The following is a 15,897-nucleotide window of genomic DNA, read 5'->3' on the forward strand; positions in this document are numbered from 1 at the left end:
CGTGGCTTCAAGCGGGGTGTGGCGCAGCTTGGTAGCGCGCTTCGTTCGGGACGAAGAGGCCGTGGGTTCAAATCCCGCCACCCCGACTCACTGTCTTGCCTCAAGACTCGCTGCGGCACTTGCCCAGAGGCGCGCGCACCGGGTTAGCAGTTGGTTAACTATTTCTGCGGACAGCGCCCGCCAGGTTTCAGGACAGCTGCAGCGGTCATTAACTATGTTGGATGTTCGACTAGTTGACGGTCTGTGGGGTAAGCCTGATGTCATTTGTCAGCGTGGTGCCGGACAGTGTTGCGGTGGCGGCCCAGGATCTGGACCAGATTGGTTCCGCGCTGAGTGCGGCGCGAACGGGCGCGGGTTCCACGACCGCCATAGCGGCTGCGGCCCAGGACGAGGTGTCGACCGCGGTCGCGCGGCTGTTCGAAAATTTCGGCCAGGATTTTCGGGTTCTCAGCGCCGAGGCGCAGGCATTCCATGACGAGTTCGTGCGCACGTTGAACGCCGGGGCGGCTCAGTACGTCAGCGCCGAGGCCGCCAACGTCCAGCAGACCTTGCAGAACGCGCTGAATGGTCCGAGCGAGGCGTTGCTGGGGCAGTCGTTGGTCGGGACCGGAGCCGGCCTTCCGGGCGCCGCGGCCAGCGTGATTAACACGCCGTTCAGCATGGTCGTCTACAACCAACCCACCCCATTCGGTCCCATCGTGCTCACGATGAATGGGTACGGATCGCTGCTCCCGCCCGGCGGGGTCACCGTGACGTCGGGGTCACTCGAGGTGCCGACGCCGCTTGTGCTTGCCGTCGACGCCATAGGGCCGGAGGCCAACGTTGCGATTGCGCTCGCCAATAGCGGTAGTGCATTCGTCAACGCGGTGCAGACCGGGAACCCGGTGGCGGCCGCCGCAGCACTGGTCAACGCCCCGGGCGGTGCCGTCAACGGCTTCTTCTTCGGCCAACAATCCATGTCGATGTCCTACCCGGTGCCTTCGGACACCGGCTACACGACGGCACAGGTCTCCGTTCCCCTTGGCGGGCTGTTCGCTCCCCAACAGCCCGTGACAATGACGCTGACCTCGACCGACGGGACGCAGACTTCCATTCCGTTGAGCGGTACGGAGTTCGGGGGCCTCATTCCCGCCCTGATGGCCGAAGTGCCCAGCGTCTAATCGTCGCTGCCAAATCCCGTCACCCCGACCCTATTAGTCGTTCGGCGTCATAGATGACGCGCCGCGATTCGCGAACCCGATATCGCGTTTGAAGGTCGGCAATCACTCGGGCGCGGCGAGGGCGGTGCTAGCGTGCGCCCATGGGAATCCCCGTCTGGGTTTGGGCTCTCACCGTCGTCGTCTTGCTCGCCTCTATGGGCTTCTCCATCTCTGTGTTGCTGTTCATGCGCAGGGTGCAGGGTCCGAAATTCAGCGGTCCGGCGCTGACGGGAACTGGGCGCGTTTCGGCGATTCCATCGCTGGGCCTCCTGAGCGGTGGCGGCGCCGTCGTGGGAAACATCCAGTTGTTCCTTCACGACATGGGGCAAAGCGGCAGCCGGCTGTGCGGCATCGGACTGCGAGTCGAGATTCCCGGCCGCGAACCGTACGACGCGACGGTCTGGCAGGTTATCGACCGCACCCAAGTCGCCGCGATGGAGAGCGGAGCGGCTTTTCCGGTGGAGGTCGATTCCGCCGATCCGCGAAACGTTCGGATCGACTTCGGCCGGCCGGTGCAACATAGCGCTCCGCCGGCAACGGAGAATCCGGCAATCGGCGGTGTGATGTCGAATCCGGCGACAAACACGCTGGCCATCGCGTCCGTGGTAATGGCGTTTGTCTTCCCGGTGATAGCGATACCAATGAGCCTCAGCGCCCGTTCCCAAATCCGCAAGACCGGGGAACGGGGCGCGGGAATCGCCTTGGCCGCCTTGCTGATTGGCTGCCTCTACCTGGTCGGAATCGTGGTCATGGTGGCTGTCATCCCTCAGCTGACAAAGCATTAAAAGGGTCCGCCGCACGAATCACAGCGGCCTGCACTCACTGCCCCGCGAATCCGAGTAGGCGGCTACTCTATCGGCCGCGCATATTTGGGTGAAGTATTGGCGCTGTCGGCAGCCATTTGAGCGGAAGGCCTGGCGTCATGGGTTTGGATGAGCATTGCCGGAACACGAAGTCCATATGGAGCGTGATCGCCGCAGCCCCAGCCGACGCGGCTTTTGCGGGTCTGCTGACGGGATTCATGATCTCCGCCATCGCCTTCTTGCTGGGCCGAGAACGGCAAGAGGACAAAATCCTTCACGCCGTTGCGCTATTTGCGCCCGGCTTGCTGGTTTTGGCGCTCGCGTGTAATCAGTTTGTCGGCATCACGGCGATAGCCCCGAATATGGGGCAAGACGCTGCCCCACAAACCAAGCCAGAAGTTGTGTGCAGCGTCGCCTGGACCCAAGGAATGACGGCTCAGGGCATGCTGGGTGTGGGCTTCGTAGTCGCGGTCGCCGGGCTGGTCTGGATGATGGCTCACGCCGTGGACGGAAACATCGACCGCGACGCCCCGGAAGGCGGCGGTCAGGACCGCAGAACCCTGATACATCTGGGCAACTTCCTCGTGTTCGTCGCCATTGCCACGGTCTCGCTGCTGTTGACGAACGGCTCGCTCAGTTACTACGACATGATGGGCACCGTCGGCGTCCATCCACCGAATCCCATGAAGGCCGTAATTTGGTGGACATTCGGGATAATGATGGCTGTTGACGCCGCGATAATCTCCGTGCGGACCGCCGGATATTATCTTGTTCGGCACAAGAGGATTCATGGCAAGTGGGATGAGCGCGGCGAACCTCGTGCGGCGCGGTATTTGCGACGAGGTTTCGTCGTTTGCGTGGTGGTGTTGACGGCAGGAATGGCCCTGATGGCGCCTCTGCACGCCGGGCTAGTTTCTCAAGGCAATTCTGCACCTGGCAACGTAGCGGCATTCTTTGCGGTGGCCCTGGGCATGTTCTATCCGTTCGCGATTTTCTTGTTCATTTCCGCTTCGGTGCCGGGACCGGACTTCTGGTATTGGGACATCATCTTCGACACCAAGGGGCGGCGCGAAGCCACCGCCAAGAAACCAGGAAGTCGGCCGCCGGCTTCGGCGGCCACGAGTCGTCACGCGGTTGATCCGACGCAAGCTTCAGGCGAGCATCTCGGCGACGACGGCGTCGGTCTCGGTCGGTCGCGCGAAGGTGGCGCCCAGGAACTGGGTCGACCACTCGTGTGACGCCTGCACGAACGTCGCGCACGCGTCGGTCGCCAGCATCACGTCATAGCCGCTGTCGGCGAGTTCGCGCACCATCCCCGTGACGCACATGTCGGTCATCACCCCGGTCACCACGACGGGATCGGCCTTCAGATCGGCCAAATGGGTGTGAATGGCGGTGCCGGCGAGTGGGCCGCTGGTCGACTTGGTGAACACCTCCTCGCCCGCGACGGGTTGCAGGTCATCGATCACCCGGGCGGCCGGATCGGCCAGCGGCAGAAAACACCGCTCGCCCACCGCGGCGACGGCCAGCTCGTTCATCCTGCGCGCCCACGGCGGCAGGTCGCCGCCGTCGGGAGTGCGGCTGCCGAACTCGGTGAAGACGACGCGCAGCCCACGCGCGCGGAATTCCGCAAGCAGCCGGCCGATGTTCGGCACGACGACGCGACGCAGCAGGTCGAAGTACCAGCTGCCGCCGTCGGCCAGGCCCCGGCTCACGAAGCGGGCCAGCGCCGAATCCGGCTCGCAGAAATAGCGTTGCATGTCGACGACCACGAGCACGGGCCTCGGCATCAACGGCTCCGCAACGCGTCGAGCGTCTCGGCGACCCCGTCGTCGGCGTCGACGCCGAGCTGCACCCGGTCCGCCGCCCCGCCGAAGCGTTCGAGCGCGGTGGCGGCCATCTCCTTGGGGCCGCCGATCGCCGCGAAGGTGTGCAGCACGGTGTCGTCGATCAGCATGCCCATCGTCGTCCACTCACCGCGTTTGGACAGCGCGTGCAACTCGTCGCCCAGGGCGCCCCAGCCGTGGTGTTCCAGCACCGGCCGGTAGGCCGGGGTTGACCCATAGAAGGCGAGTGTCGTTCGCATCGCGTCGATTTTGGCGTCGCGCTCGTCCTCGACGATCGCCAGCATCAGCGGCACGGTCACCTCGACGTCGGCGCGGGCGCGGCCCGCGCGTCGCAGGCCGACGTCCAGGCGTGGCAGGGTCACCTCGCGAAAATAGCTTGCGGTGGTGAAGCCGTGGGCGATCAGCCCGTCGGCGACCTCGCCGACCAGCGCCGTCATCACCGGGCCGACGGCGGCGACGTGAATCGCCGGCCATCCGCACGGGCTGGGACCGTGATCGAACATCGGCGTCATCAGGGTGTGCTGGTAGTACTCGCCGCGAAAGTCCAAGGGGCTCTGTTGTTCCCAGGCGGCCCAGATCGCGCGCACCGCCAGGATGAACTCTCGCATCCGCGCCGCCGGCAGGCCCCAGGGCATCGAGAATCGCCGGGTGATGTGCGGCCTGATCTGGGTGCCGAGCCCGAGGACGAACCGCCCGCCGGAGAACCGGTGCAGGTCGGAGGAGGTGACCGCGACGGTCATCGGGTTTCGCGCGAACGCGACCGCGATGCCGGTCGCCAGCCGGATCGAATCGCTGGCCGCCGCGGCAAGGGCCACCGCCGGAAACGGGTCGTGGGCGACCTCGGGCAGCATCAGGCCGTCGAATCCGCCTTGTTCGGCGCGCACCGCGGCTTGCTGCACTTCGCCCAGTCCGGCCGCGGCGATTGCGTCGACTTTCATTGGGCGGCTTCGCATATCGCGCCCGAGCTGTGCAGGGCCGCGATCGCCTCGGCGTCGTATCCGAATTCGGCCAGGACGGAACGGTTGTCGGCGCCCATGCCGGGCACCCCGGCGCCCTCGGTCACCCCGATGTCGGCGCCGTCGGCTCGCCACGGCGCGGCGGGGACCGGCAACCCCGGTGACACCTGCGCGGTGAGCCCGCGCTGCGCCGCCCATTCGGTGCCGTCCAGCTCGGCGACCGACCGCACCTGCGCGGCCAACATGTACGGGTTCAGTGCGGCGTCCAGGGCCTCGAAGTTCGGGAATTTCCGTGTCAGGCAGTCGATCACCGTGACCAGCTGCTCCAGATGCCCGGCGCGCGACTCCTCCGTCGCGAACCGCGGGTCGGCCAGCAGCTCCTCGCCGGCGCCCAGCGCCGGCGCCCACAGCGGCCAGAACGTCACCGGACTGCCGGCCAGCACCACGTAGCTCCCGTCGCCGAGGGGATGGCTGAAATGGTTCCAGCTGTCGAAGCCGCCGAAGTCGCCCACCGGATCCTGCAGCGCCACCGCCGCCCATTCGTTGACGTACACCGCCACCTGGCCCATCGCGATGTCGAGGCGCTGGCCCTCGTCGGTCCTTTCCCGGTGCAGCAGCGCGGACAGCACCGCCGAGGCCGCGATCAGCGCCGAATACACGTCGGCGTGCTGATTGACCTCGTGTTCGGGTCGGCGGGCGCGGTGTCGGGCGGCCCACTCCAGCGTGCCGGTGTCGGCGTGCACCAGCGGCGCGTAGGCCCGACGGTCGGCCCACGGGCCGTCCTGGCCCCAGCCGGTCACCGAGCAGTAGACCAACCGCGGGTTCGCCGCGCAAAGGGTCGCCGCATCGAGGCCGAACCGCGCCAGCACGCCGGGCCGGAAGTTCTCCAGCAGCACGTCCGCCCGAGCCGCCAGGCGACCCACCAGTTCCGCGCCGCCGTCGGCCTTGAGGTCGACGCAGATGTTGCGCTTGCCCGCGTTCATCTGTGCGTAGTACGGCGAGATCCCGCCGACGTGCGGCGGCACCGTGCGGGTGCGGTCGCCCTCGGGCGGCTCGATCTTGATGACATCGGCGCCGAGGTCGGCGAGCATGCGCCCGCACAAGGGACCGGACACCATCCGCGAAAGGTCGAGCACCCGAACGCCCGCCAACGGGCCACCGACCACCTCCGCACCTCCGCGTCTCTATACCCGTTATAGGTCTACACACGTTATAGTGCGGGCGTGGTTGAGCGTCAAGACACCATCTCCCGGTTGCCGGTCGGGCTCGACGCCGAGGCCATCGTGGCGGCGGCGGTCGACCTGCTCGACGAGCGCGGGCTGGACGGCTTCACGATCCGGGCGTTGAGCACCCGCCTGGGCGTCAGCGCCCCCACGATCTACTGGCACGTCGGTTCCAAGGACGCGCTTTTGCAGGGGGTGGTCGAGCGCGTGGTGGCCGACAGCGTGGCGCCGCCGCGGTCGCGGATGGGGTGGGAGAAACGGCTCCGGCGCCTCTTTGACCTGATGCGGCAAAGCCTCCTGGCCCATCCGGGCGTGATGGCGCTGATCCGCTCGGTGCACGTGGGCGCCTTCGAGCACTGGATGGCCGAGGCGCTGACGATCATGCGCAGCGCGGGATTTACCGAGTCGCAGGCGGCCGTCTACGCCCGCGTCGCGCTGGTGCACAGCCTGGGCTCGACGCAGGCCGAGGCCAACGTGCTCGCCGCCGGATACATGGAACCGGTGCCGAATAGCAGCGGCGCCAAGCGGTTTCGGGTCAAGCCCGGGCTACTGCGGCAGAACCTGCCGGCCGACCTGGCGGCGGCCACCCTCTACGATCCCGACCAGCAGCACAAGATTCTCACCGACATCTTCATCGACGGCCTGCGGGCACAGATCACGGCGCGCGGCGGCTAGCCTTCCAGTTCGGGTTGGACCCGCCGACGATCGGCGCGTGCCCAGATTTGCACCTGCTCGCGCCCGACCAGGCGGCAACGGTGGGTCGCCGCCAGCTGGCGAGCGGCCTTGGTGAACCCCTGATTGGTCACCACGACCGTCTGGTTGCACCGGTGCTGCAGGGCGCCGGCCACCACCTGCTGGACGGCGGCCACCCCGACGGCCTTCGCCTGCCTCTTGCATTGGACCGCCATGCACGCGCCGTCGCGCTTCGCGATCAGGTCGACACCGTAATCACCCGTGCTGGCGGTGTGCGCGACGCTCCATCCCACGGTCCGAAGCTGCGCCGCAACGAATTCCTCGAACTCGACGCCGGACATTTGATCGATGTCCGCCAGGTCCGACGCCGCGTAGCGCATGTCCCGCCTTCGCTGCCGCCCGACGCCGTAGCGGTCGCGTCGAACGCTGAGCCACAACAGGGCGGCGACGGTCAGGGCGAGGCCGCCCAGACCGGCCGTAAATCCCGCCGGGACGCTGCCGATGGCCTGCTGGGTGAAATACCAAGGCACAGCGAACCCCAGCAGGAGGAACGACCCGGCGATTATCGGCATGACTCCCCACGGTGGCGACGCGGACTCGTGCGATCAACGTAGCGGGCGGCTACGACAATTCAGCGGAGGCGGAACCGAACCCTGGTGCCGTATCGCGGCGCGAGCATGATGGAGCGCCGCACGATCCTCTCCGGGTTCTGGTCGACGGCGCTGAACTCCCCCTCGCGCAGCAGCGTGTGCAGCACGGTGATCAGCTCGCGCATCGAGAACGCGGCGCCCAGACAGCGTTTGACGCCGCCCCCGAACGGCACCCACGCGTAGGTCTCGGGCCGGGTGCCGAGGAACCGCTCCGGGCGGAACTCGTTGGGGCGCTCGTAGGTGTGGGGGTTGCGGTTGATCGCGATGATGTGGACGACGATCCGCGTGCCCGGCTCGACGAGATAGCCGCCGATCGAAAACGGCTGCGCCGCAACGCGGGCCGTGAACGGCGCCGGCGGCCGGACCCGCAGCGTCTCGTGGATCACCGCGGTCGTGAAGGCTTCCTGCCCGCTCAACGCTTCGTCGCGCACCCGTCGTAGCGCATCGGGGTGATGCAGCAGCAGGTCGAAGACCCAGGCCAGCGTCGTCGCGGTGGTCTCGTGACCCGCCAGCATCAGGGTGATCAGGTCGTCGCGAATCTCGCTGTCGGACAGTCGTTCCCCGTCGTCGCCGCGGGCGCACATCAGCAAGGACAGGATGTCGAGCTGCTCGCCCAGCCGGGGGTCTTCCCGCCGGCGCGCGATGAGCGGCATGACGACGTCGTCGATCTCGTTGTTGGCCCGCGCCCGCTGCGGCCACACCCGCAACGCGCCCAGCCGACGCAGCGCGTACCGGACGGTCAATTGCTCTGAGACGCCGAGCTTTAGCAGGCGCTCGAAGGGAAGGCCCAGCCGGCGGACCTCCTCGGGATCGTCGACCCCGAAGGTGACCCGGACGATCACGTCCAGCGTCAGCGCCCGGGCCGCCTTGAGCATTTCGAACGGGCGGTCAACGGGCCAGCTGTGCATCGCCGCCCGAGCGGAGTTCTGCATGATCGGCACGTAACTGGCCAGCGCCGCGCCGTGCAGCGGGGGCGTCAAGAGTTTGCGCCGCCGCAGATGCTCCGGTTCCTCCTGCACGAACATCGACCCAGAACCGTAGATGGCCGCCGCCGGTCCCACGCCCTCGCCGCCGAGCAGCACGCCCGGCGGCGCGGTGAAGACCTGCTTGACCAGTTCGGGGTCGGACACGATCGCCACGTTGCCCAGACTGAGCACGGGCATCGTCATGATCGGCCCGTATCGGCGGATCAACCGCAGCATCCGCCGCTCGCCGCCCACGAGATAGGCGATCGCATACGCCGTGGCGAACACCGGCCGAAGCATGCGCGGAGCCGGCAGGCCGGGCGGACGGCTCAAGGGCACGCTGACGACAGAAACACGGCGGGCTTAGTTGGTCAAGGCCGCCCGCGCCGGCGTTACGCGCAGTCGGCGCAGACCGGAAGACCGGAGTTCGACGCGCGCAACCGGCTGCGGTGCTGCACTAAAAAGCAGCTCGAACAAGTGAACTCATCGGAGCGCTGGGGTATCACCGTCACCGACAGCTCTTCGCCGGATAGATCCGCGCCGGGCAACTCGAAGAAGACCACATCGTTGGGGTCCTCGTCGACAACCGCGGTCGATGATCCGGTGGTCGCGAGTTCGCGGAGGGCGGATGCATCCGGGGTCTCGACGTCGGATGCGCGGCGTGCGTCGTAATCGCTTGCGGTCGTCATGGCTGTTCCTTCCTGCTGAACGACGGGCTGACGCACTTGCCTGTACTCACCCGTGGCTCAGTCGGTACCCCGATCGGGCGCGGATCACACCTGATCGGCCAAAAATTGCGCGGACGACAATTGGGCGCCTCCAGCCGTCGATGGGACTCAGCAGGCGATTGGCGCCTTGGCGTGCGCCGCGGAGCCGTCGGCTCTCGGGCCGTGCAGAAACAAGGCGACGTTGAAGGCGCGGCGCTGACTCCGTGACACCCAAACCAGGCCGAGCCATGGCGCCACGACCGCGAGCAGCAGCGCTACGACCGCCGGCCCCGCATGCCCGGTGATCAGCGCGAGAACGCCGACCGCCAGGCCGACGGCCCAGGTGGCGGCAGCCACGAGGCCCGGAATGCTGGGACGCACCGGGCCGGACCTGTCGAGCATGGGCCCCTTTTACCCGGTCAGGCCGAAAATTAAACATTTCGGTTTCGGCCCGACGGGGCGCGGGCCGCTCGGAATTCGTTGCCTGCCAGGGCCGTTCGGATGGCGAACGACGCCGTGGTGTCAGCCGGCCCCGGCGCGGGTATGCGGCGCCAATGCAAAGAGCGCCCGCCGTCCTCTTCGACGTGGACGGGACCCTTGTCGATTCCAACTATCTGCACGTCTACGCCTGGCAGCGCGCCTTCGACGCCGAAGGCATGCCGGTCGCGGCGTGGCAGATCCACCGCTGTATCGGCATGGACGGCGACAAGTTGGTGCGCACGCTGTCCAAGGACGCGCCCGAAGACGTGCAGGACCGGCTCAGCGACGGGCACAGCCGCTACTACCGGGAGGCCATCCCGCTGCTGGCACCATTGCCCGGCGCCCGCGCGCTGCTGCACCGCGTCGCCGACCTCGGACTGCAAGTGGTGCTGGCCAGTTCGGCACCCGGCGACGAACTCGACGCCCTGCTCGAGGCTCTCGACTGCGACGACGTCATCGCCGAGAAGACGTCGTCGCGCGACGTCGACACCGCCAAACCCGAGCCCGGCATCGTGCGGGTGGCGCTGGACCGAGCCGGTGTGGACGCCGACCGCGCGGTGTTCGTCGGCGACGCCGTGTGGGACGCCCACGCCGCCGCGGCCGCGGGACTGCCGTGCATCGGGCTGCTGAGCGGCGGCATCTCGCGCGCCGAGTTGGAGTCGGCCGGTGCGTCACCGATTTTCACCGATCCCCAGGATCTCCTCGAGCACCTGGAATCCACCCGGATCGGCGCGCTACATGCCGCGGGTGCGCAGCAGCAGCGGTAGGACCCACCAGAAGAACCCGAACAGGCCCAGTGCGCAGGCTCCCGCGATGAGCCCGGCGCTGGGTCCGGCGACCGAGTCGAAAACGATGACCGTCACCCCGGTCAGGGCCGTGCCGAGCAGCGCCAGCCCGGCGTACGCGCACCGGTGCGCGGCCGACACCAAGACCTGGAGGCGATGGCGCCGGAACAGCAGCCGGTGAATGCCAACCGGCGCGACGAGCAGCACCGTCGCGCCCACCGAGCAACCGACCGTCACCAGGTACACGACCCGCATCGGCTCCGTGAGAACGCCGAAGCGCTGCTGGAACGGCAGCGTCAGCAGGAATCCGGTGAGCAGCTGGACGCCCGTCTGCACCACGCGCAGCTCCTGCAGCAGGCTGTTCCAATTGCGGTCGAGCCGTTCGATTTCGGTTTCGCCGCGCTGATTGCGATCCCACTGCTGGTCATCTTCCGGACGATCGACGTCGTCACCCATAGTCCCGATCATCCCACCGAACGGGAATTGGGGTTCTGGCGATACTTCGCGCTGATGCGATAGGGCGCGTCAGCGGTTGATGTTGCCGTCGCGGACGGCGGTCAACGCGTCGTCCAGCGTCGGGTACAGCGGGAAGGTCTTGTCCAGGCCGGTGAGGTGGATCGGTCGCCTGGTCGCCGGCCCGCGCGCGACGACACCGAACTCGGTGGACTTCCCGAGTTTTTCGTACGTCGCGGCCAGGATCTTCAACCCGACCGAGCCGAGGAACTCCACCGCGGAAAGGTCGATGACCAGTGCGGTCGGAGCGTCCGCCACCACGGCGCTGATGGCCTGCTCGAGCGCCGGAGCGGTGACCAGATCGATTTCGCCGCTGACGCTGACCACGGACACACCGTCGTGGTCGGTAACCAGCGTGGTAATCGAATCGGGAGCTGACAATGGCGATCCTTTGTCCGGGCCTTGAAGTGTGGTGCAAGCCTAGCCTGCCATGCGAACTGCGAGAAGAATATGCCCTCGACACCTGCTACGCGATTGCCCAGGCTAGTCTCCCCATAGGCATACTGCGGAGCGCGACGCGGCACATGGGAGGCCAGATGTCAGATTCGCCGTTGGATCTCGGAACCACCAGCATCGCCGCGCAGACGGTCAGCGAGGGCCTGTTGCCCCAGCTGGTCCAGCACCTGCGGCAGAACCGCACGGTGTTGCGCGAGGAGTGGGCCCGCAGGATCACCGAGGCCGAACTCCTCACGGCGATGACGCCGGAGGAGATCTTCTCCGAGGCGACGACGGTGTACGACAGCTACGTCGAGGTGCTCGAGACCGGTAGCGTCGAGGCGCTGCAGGATTACGCCCGCGACCTGTCGGAACGCATCATCCCGCGAGGCGTGGAAACCGACGAGGTCGTCGGCATCGTGCTGCTGCTGCGCGACGTGCTGGCGCGGTCGCTGTTCGAGAAGTATCAGACCGACTTCGAGATGCTCAACCGCGTTCTCGACGCCTACGAACCGGCGGCCAACCGGATCGCCAACACCGTGGCCGTGTCCTTCGTGCAGGAGCGCGAGCGCATCATCCGCCAGCAGCAGGAGGCCATCCGCGAGCTGTCCACGCCGGTGCTGCAGGTGCGCGAGCAGCTGCTGATTCTGCCGATCATCGGTGTGCTCGACAGCCAGCGGGCCCGCCAGGTCACCGAACAGCTGCTGCGGGCGATCCGCGCGAACCGCGCGAAGGTGGTGGTCATCGACATCACCGGTGTGCCGACCATCGACTCCACCGTGGCGAACCACCTGGTGCAGACGGTCGACGCGTCGGGCCTGATGGGCGCCAGCGTCATCATCACCGGCCTGTCCTCGGAAATCGCGCTGACCCTGGTCACCATCGGGCTTGACCTGTCGAAGATGAACGCCGTCGGCGACCTGCAGGGCGGCATCGAAGAGGCCGAACGCCTGCTCGGTTACGAAGTCACGCGCACCGGCGAACAGACCGGATAGCCACCATTAGCAAGAACACCCCATGCCAGTACCGATTCTGAAACAGGGCGCGATTCTGATCGCTTCGGTGCAGTCGGCGCTCACCGACTCCGACGCCGAACGTCTTCGCTTCGACCTGATGGAGCGGGTCAGCAGGTTCCGCGCCCAGGGCATCATCGTCGACGTCACCGCCATCGACGTGATGGACTCGTTCGCCGCCCGCTCGCTGCGAACCATCGCCCACATGACCCGGCTGCGCGGCGCGGACACCGTGATCGTCGGCCTGCAACCGGAGGTGGCGTTCGCGATGGTGCAACTGGGCTTGGCATTCGACGACATGAACACCGCACTGGATCTCGAAGAGGGCCTCGCCCTGCTGAATCGCCAAGGCGGAGTGGGGAAGTCGACGATCGGGCGCGACGGTGGCGGGTGACATCGTCGTCGACATCCACAACTCCGACGACATCGTCGCCGCCCGCAAGGCCGGACACCAGCTCGCACTCGATCTCGGATTCTCGCTGACCGACGTCACCATGGTCGCCACGGCAATCTCCGAAATCGCCCGAAACATCACCAGCTACGCGGGGCGCGGCGCCGTCCGGATCACGGTGGCCGACCGGGAGGGGCGCAAGGCCCTGGTGGTACGCGCCGAGGACGACGGACCCGGCATCGTCGACATCGAGCGCGCGATGGAGGACGGGTACTCGACCGGGCGCGGGCTGGGGATGGGCCTGCCCGGCGCCCGCCGGCTGATGGACCGGCTGGTGGTGGACTCGAAACTCGGGCGCGGCACGGTCATCGAGATGTGGAAGTGGGTTCCCTCCCGTGCATGAGCATGGCCGGTTCGGGCCGATCGAGTGGGCAAGGGCGGGTCGCCCTATGCCCAGCGAGTTCACCTCCGGCGACCGGGGTATCGCGGTCGACCTCGACGGTCGCGCCGCGCTGTTCGGCGTGGTGGACGGCCTCGGGCACGGGCCGGACGCCGCGGCTGCCGCGCTGAGTGCGGTCGACACGGTCAAGCGCGCGGGTGCCGAGCGGCTGGAGGTTTTGGTCCAGCTCTGCCACCGCGTGCTGGACGGGACCAGGGGCGTCGCGATGACCCTGGCGCGGGTGGATTTTGCCGAGAGCACGCTGACGTGGACGGGCGTCGGCAACGTCACCGCCGAGCTGGTGGCCAAGGCGCCGACCGGGATCCACATCCGATCCACCGCGCGCCTCACCGGGGGCATCGTCGGTTACCGCATTCCCGACATCAGGCCCGCCCAGGTGGTTCCGATCCGCCCCGGCGACCTGCTCGTGATGAGCACCGACGGCATCGCCGAGGACTACCTGGACCACATCGACTTCGCGGCTTCCGCCGTCGACATCGCCGAGGGCCTCCTGGGCAAGCACGCCAAGGAAACCGACGACGCCATGGTGCTGGCCGCTCGTCACCGGGGAGCCTCGAAATGAGCGGCAACCACGACTTCCACGCCCAGTACACCGCCGCCCTGCACGGCTACCTGGACGCCCGCGGCGAGGACGCCCTGGCCGTCGGCCACGAGCTCGGACGCCGCGCCCTGCAGGAAGACATCAGCGTGCTCGAAATCATCGAGCACCACTTCCGATTGGTCCAGGCGCTCGCCGAGAACTCGTCGGTCGATCGGCCCGCCGCGCTCGAATTCCTGCTGCAGACGCTGGCCCCGCTGGACGTCGCGACTCGCGGATTCCTCGACGGCACCAGGCGTTTCGCGAAGGAGCGGGCGCGCGCGGAGGGGCTGGCCGATCGCGACAAATTCCGCACGGCGCTGGTGAATTCGCTGCAGGAGGGCTTTTTCGTCGCCGACCACGAGGGCTCGGTCGTCGAGGTGAACAACGCCTTCATCGAGATCCTCGGCTACCCGGTCGACGGGCTGCCATACCGGTGGCCGCACCCGTGGCTGGTCGACAGGAAGACCGCACGCGAGCAACAGGCCCTGGTACGCAGCAACGGCAGCGCCGAGTACGAAACCCCGATCCGGCATCGAGACGGGCACCTCGCATGGGTCATGGTCAGCATCAACGCGGTCAGGGAGGCCGGCAGCGACCGGGACATGTACGTGGGCACGATCCGGGACATCACGGCGGAGCGGGCGTTCGCCGCCCGCGAGAGCGCGGTGCTGCGGCTCGCGACGGCCGTGGCCGTGGCCAAGAGCGTCGACGAGCTGCTGGCGATCACCCTGGACGAATGCCGGGCGGCGATCGACGTCCAACGGGTGATCGCCGTCTCGTGGCCCGGCGGCGGGGGCGAACCGACCGTCCAGGTGGCGGGCGAACCTTCCGAATCCTCCTGGCGCGAACTGGATCCCTGGCTGCGCAGTACCTTTCAGGACGCGCGCCACCAGCTGCCGCTCACCGCAAAGACGGTCGACAGGCCCGAGAATCCCGGCAAGGCACAGGGATTGGTGGCGGTGCTGTCCAACACCGGGGACCTCGCGCTGTGGCTGGAGCTGCGCACCCCCCGTTGGGTCAGCGCCGAGGATCGGCTGCTGGTCACGGTGCTCATCGGCCACCTCAGCCTGGCCATGCAGCACGTGCGCCAGTTCGAGAGCGCCCGCGAAACCTCGCTGACCCTGCAGCGCGCCATGCTGCCCACCGTGCAGCCGCCCGCCGGCTTCGCCGTGTGCTACGAGCCGGCCGTGCCGCCCTTGGAAATCGGGGGCGACTGGTATGACGTGTTGCCGATCGGCCACAACCGCATCGGGATCGTCGTCGGCGACTGCGTCGGGCGCGGCCTGCCGGCGGCCGCGGTCATGGGCCAGCTGCGCAGCTCGGCGCGCGCGCTGTTGATCAACGGCGCCCAACCGGCGCTGCTGCTCGAACAACTCGACCTGGCCGCGTCGCTCATCCCGAATGCCTACTGCACCACCGTGTTTCTCGCGATCCTGGACACCGAAACCGGTGTCCTGGAATACAGCAACGCCGGCCACATGCCCGCGATGGTCGCCGGCCCGCGGCCAGCGACCACGACCGTGGTGACCGACGCCGCGTCGGTGCCGCTCGCGGTGCGCCGAGAGCACCCGCGGCCGCAAGCCTCGCGGGTGCTGCCGGCGGGATCGACGCTGATGCTGTACACGGACGGCCTGGTGGAGCGGAAGCACGAGTCGATCGACATCGGAATCGCCCGCGCCGCAGACATTTTGCTCGATACGACGAAGCTGCCCCTGGAAGCCGTCCCGCAGACGGTGGTCCGCGCGCTGGCCCCCGCGTCGGGCTATGACGACGACGTCGCGATGGTGATATACCGGCACCGGCCGACGCGGCTCCGAATCGAGAGCGAGGCGCTCGCAGAGCAATTGGTCGACGTTCGGCACCGGCTGGCCACCTGGCTGCGCGCCGCCGAGGTCCCGGAGGCGCTCGCGGCCGACATTGTGCTGGTCGTCAACGAAGCGTGCACCAACTGCGTCGAGCACGCCTACCGCGGGCACCGGGTCGGCACGATGCTGCTCGAAGCGGAAGTGAGCGACGGCCGAATCGGGACGCGGGTCAGCGACGCCGGTTCGTGGAAGACGCCGGCCGCCGAGCCGGGCAACAGCGGACGCGGCCTGGTGTTGATGCGGGCGCTCAGCGACGCGATGGAAGTGCACAACACCCCGGAGGGCACGACCGTCGGCAACACCTTCCGGATTCCCGAGCGCGTGAGCTGACG

Annotated in this window: 19 protein-coding genes and 1 tRNA gene; 11 read left to right on the forward strand and 9 right to left on the reverse strand. The window is 67.8% G+C overall.

The window, feature by feature from the left end; all coding sequences use genetic code 11:
* Positions 1–12 precede the first annotated feature (12 nt).
* The 4 genes from A5655_RS16475 to A5655_RS27220 all read left to right on the forward strand — a co-directional run bounded on the left by A5655_RS16475 (position 13) and on the right by A5655_RS27220 (position 3,240).
* Positions 13–86, forward strand: a tRNA-Pro gene (locus tag A5655_RS16475).
* A 171-nt stretch (positions 87–257) separates the two neighbouring features.
* Positions 258–1,160: a PE family protein gene (locus A5655_RS16480; protein ID WP_067011647.1), complete on the forward strand. Its 903-nt coding sequence runs from the start codon at positions 258–260 to the stop codon at positions 1,158–1,160.
* Between the two features lie 140 nt (positions 1,161–1,300).
* Entirely contained in the window at positions 1,301–1,984 is a 684-nt protein-coding gene (locus A5655_RS16485) for a DUF4190 domain-containing protein (RefSeq protein ID WP_156764882.1), read from the forward strand.
* 137 nt (positions 1,985–2,121) lie between these two features.
* On the forward strand, positions 2,122–3,240 hold the full coding sequence (locus A5655_RS27220) for a hypothetical protein (protein WP_082978689.1): 1,119 nt from the start codon (positions 2,122–2,124) through the stop codon (positions 3,238–3,240).
* Here A5655_RS27220 and A5655_RS16490 read toward each other — a convergent pair.
* The 3 genes from A5655_RS16490 to A5655_RS16500 are packed head-to-tail and all read right to left on the reverse strand — an operon-like array spanning position 3,154 to position 5,971.
* A complete protein-coding gene (locus A5655_RS16490) occupies positions 3,154–3,792 on the reverse strand; it encodes a cysteine hydrolase family protein (protein ID WP_082978690.1) in 639 nt (212 codons plus the stop codon). The genes A5655_RS27220 and A5655_RS16490 overlap by 87 nt on opposite strands.
* A complete protein-coding gene (locus A5655_RS16495) occupies positions 3,792–4,787 on the reverse strand; it encodes a TIGR03617 family F420-dependent LLM class oxidoreductase (protein ID WP_067011653.1) in 996 nt (331 codons plus the stop codon). Before A5655_RS16495 ends, A5655_RS16490 begins: the two co-directional genes overlap by 1 nt.
* Positions 4,784–5,971, reverse strand: a complete 1,188-nt coding sequence (locus A5655_RS16500) for a CaiB/BaiF CoA-transferase family protein (protein WP_156764883.1) — start codon at positions 5,969–5,971, stop codon at positions 4,784–4,786. Before A5655_RS16500 ends, A5655_RS16495 begins: the two co-directional genes overlap by 4 nt.
* A 57-nt stretch (positions 5,972–6,028) precedes the next feature.
* Here A5655_RS16500 and A5655_RS16505 point away from each other — a divergent pair, with 57 nt between their 5' ends.
* Positions 6,029–6,703: a TetR family transcriptional regulator gene (locus A5655_RS16505; RefSeq protein ID WP_082978692.1), complete on the forward strand. Its 675-nt coding sequence runs from the start codon at positions 6,029–6,031 to the stop codon at positions 6,701–6,703.
* Here A5655_RS16505 and A5655_RS16510 read toward each other — a convergent pair.
* From A5655_RS16510 to A5655_RS16525, 4 genes are all read right to left on the reverse strand, one after another.
* Positions 6,700–7,293: a restriction endonuclease gene (locus A5655_RS16510; protein WP_067011657.1), complete on the reverse strand. Its 594-nt coding sequence runs from the start codon at positions 7,291–7,293 to the stop codon at positions 6,700–6,702. The genes A5655_RS16505 and A5655_RS16510 overlap by 4 nt on opposite strands.
* A 59-nt stretch (positions 7,294–7,352) precedes the next feature.
* On the reverse strand, positions 7,353–8,636 hold the full coding sequence (locus A5655_RS16515) for a cytochrome P450 (RefSeq protein ID WP_197508719.1): 1,284 nt from the start codon (positions 8,634–8,636) through the stop codon (positions 7,353–7,355).
* A gap of 92 nt (positions 8,637–8,728) precedes the next feature.
* On the reverse strand, positions 8,729–9,025 hold the full coding sequence (locus A5655_RS16520) for a DUF4193 domain-containing protein (RefSeq protein ID WP_067011660.1): 297 nt from the start codon (positions 9,023–9,025) through the stop codon (positions 8,729–8,731).
* 147 nt (positions 9,026–9,172) lie between these two features.
* On the reverse strand, positions 9,173–9,445 hold the full coding sequence (locus tag A5655_RS16525) for a hypothetical protein (protein ID WP_067011662.1): 273 nt from the start codon (positions 9,443–9,445) through the stop codon (positions 9,173–9,175).
* 152 nt (positions 9,446–9,597) lie between these two features.
* Between A5655_RS16525 and A5655_RS16530 the strand changes: the two genes are divergently transcribed.
* On the forward strand, positions 9,598–10,290 hold the full coding sequence (locus A5655_RS16530) for an HAD family hydrolase (protein WP_067011664.1): 693 nt from the start codon (positions 9,598–9,600) through the stop codon (positions 10,288–10,290).
* Here A5655_RS16530 and A5655_RS16535 read toward each other — a convergent pair.
* Both A5655_RS16535 and A5655_RS16540 read right to left on the reverse strand, forming a co-directional pair.
* Positions 10,258–10,764, reverse strand: coding sequence for a DUF6328 family protein (locus A5655_RS16535; protein ID WP_067011666.1), 507 nt, complete (start codon positions 10,762–10,764; stop codon positions 10,258–10,260). The two genes, A5655_RS16530 and A5655_RS16535, sit on opposite strands and share 33 nt — an antisense overlap.
* Before the next feature lie 69 nt (positions 10,765–10,833).
* On the reverse strand, positions 10,834–11,202 hold the full coding sequence (locus tag A5655_RS16540) for an STAS domain-containing protein (protein WP_156764884.1): 369 nt from the start codon (positions 11,200–11,202) through the stop codon (positions 10,834–10,836).
* 155 nt (positions 11,203–11,357) lie between these two features.
* On the opposite strand from A5655_RS16540, the gene A5655_RS16545 reads away from it, so the two are divergent.
* The 5 genes from A5655_RS16545 to A5655_RS16565 are packed head-to-tail and all read left to right on the forward strand — an operon-like array spanning position 11,358 to position 15,895.
* On the forward strand, positions 11,358–12,251 hold the full coding sequence (locus A5655_RS16545) for an STAS domain-containing protein (RefSeq protein ID WP_067011668.1): 894 nt from the start codon (positions 11,358–11,360) through the stop codon (positions 12,249–12,251).
* 22 nt (positions 12,252–12,273) lie between these two features.
* A complete protein-coding gene (locus A5655_RS16550) occupies positions 12,274–12,663 on the forward strand; it encodes an STAS domain-containing protein (protein ID WP_066938003.1) in 390 nt (129 codons plus the stop codon).
* The gene (locus A5655_RS16555; RefSeq protein ID WP_067011670.1) at positions 12,653–13,063 is read left to right on the forward strand and encodes an anti-sigma regulatory factor; all 411 of its coding nucleotides are present in this window, start codon (positions 12,653–12,655) and stop codon (positions 13,061–13,063) included. Before A5655_RS16550 ends, A5655_RS16555 begins: the two co-directional genes overlap by 11 nt.
* A 46-nt stretch (positions 13,064–13,109) precedes the next feature.
* Positions 13,110–13,682 carry a SpoIIE family protein phosphatase gene (locus A5655_RS16560; RefSeq protein WP_082978693.1) on the forward strand — a complete coding sequence of 191 codons (573 nt, stop codon included), beginning with the start codon at positions 13,110–13,112 and terminating at the stop codon, positions 13,680–13,682.
* Complete coding sequence (locus A5655_RS16565) at positions 13,679–15,895, forward strand: SpoIIE family protein phosphatase (protein ID WP_067011674.1); 2,217 nt, start codon at positions 13,679–13,681, stop codon at positions 15,893–15,895. Before A5655_RS16560 ends, A5655_RS16565 begins: the two co-directional genes overlap by 4 nt.
* Positions 15,896–15,897: the final 2 nt, after the last annotated feature.

The organism is Mycobacterium sp. 1081908.1 (assembly GCF_001673535.1).
Classification (GTDB): Bacteria; Actinomycetota; Actinomycetes; order Mycobacteriales; family Mycobacteriaceae; genus Mycobacterium.

Coding starts and splice junctions, on each gene's coding strand:
- A5655_RS16480 (WP_067011647.1), top strand. CDS start 258: ATGTCATTTGTCAGCGTGGTGCCGGACAGTGTTGCGGTGGCGGCCCAG.
- A5655_RS16485 (WP_156764882.1), top strand. CDS start 1,301: ATGGGAATCCCCGTCTGGGTTTGGGCTCTCACCGTCGTCGTCTTGCTC.
- A5655_RS27220 (WP_082978689.1), top strand. CDS start 2,122: ATGGGTTTGGATGAGCATTGCCGGAACACGAAGTCCATATGGAGCGTG.
- A5655_RS16490 (WP_082978690.1), bottom strand. CDS start 3,792: ATGCCGAGGCCCGTGCTCGTGGTCGTCGACATGCAACGCTATTTCTGC.
- A5655_RS16495 (WP_067011653.1), bottom strand. CDS start 4,787: ATGAAAGTCGACGCAATCGCCGCGGCCGGACTGGGCGAAGTGCAGCAA.
- A5655_RS16510 (WP_067011657.1), bottom strand. CDS start 7,293: ATGCCGATAATCGCCGGGTCGTTCCTCCTGCTGGGGTTCGCTGTGCCT.
- A5655_RS16515 (WP_197508719.1), bottom strand. CDS start 8,636: ATGCTTCGGCCGGTGTTCGCCACGGCGTATGCGATCGCCTATCTCGTG.
- A5655_RS16520 (WP_067011660.1), bottom strand. CDS start 9,025: ATGACGACCGCAAGCGATTACGACGCACGCCGCGCATCCGACGTCGAG.
- A5655_RS16525 (WP_067011662.1), bottom strand. CDS start 9,445: ATGCTCGACAGGTCCGGCCCGGTGCGTCCCAGCATTCCGGGCCTCGTG.
- A5655_RS16530 (WP_067011664.1), top strand. CDS start 9,598: ATGCAAAGAGCGCCCGCCGTCCTCTTCGACGTGGACGGGACCCTTGTC.
- A5655_RS16535 (WP_067011666.1), bottom strand. CDS start 10,764: ATGGGTGACGACGTCGATCGTCCGGAAGATGACCAGCAGTGGGATCGC.
- A5655_RS16545 (WP_067011668.1), top strand. CDS start 11,358: ATGTCAGATTCGCCGTTGGATCTCGGAACCACCAGCATCGCCGCGCAG.
- A5655_RS16550 (WP_066938003.1), top strand. CDS start 12,274: ATGCCAGTACCGATTCTGAAACAGGGCGCGATTCTGATCGCTTCGGTG.
- A5655_RS16560 (WP_082978693.1), top strand. CDS start 13,110: ATGCCCAGCGAGTTCACCTCCGGCGACCGGGGTATCGCGGTCGACCTC.
- A5655_RS16565 (WP_067011674.1), top strand. CDS start 13,679: ATGAGCGGCAACCACGACTTCCACGCCCAGTACACCGCCGCCCTGCAC.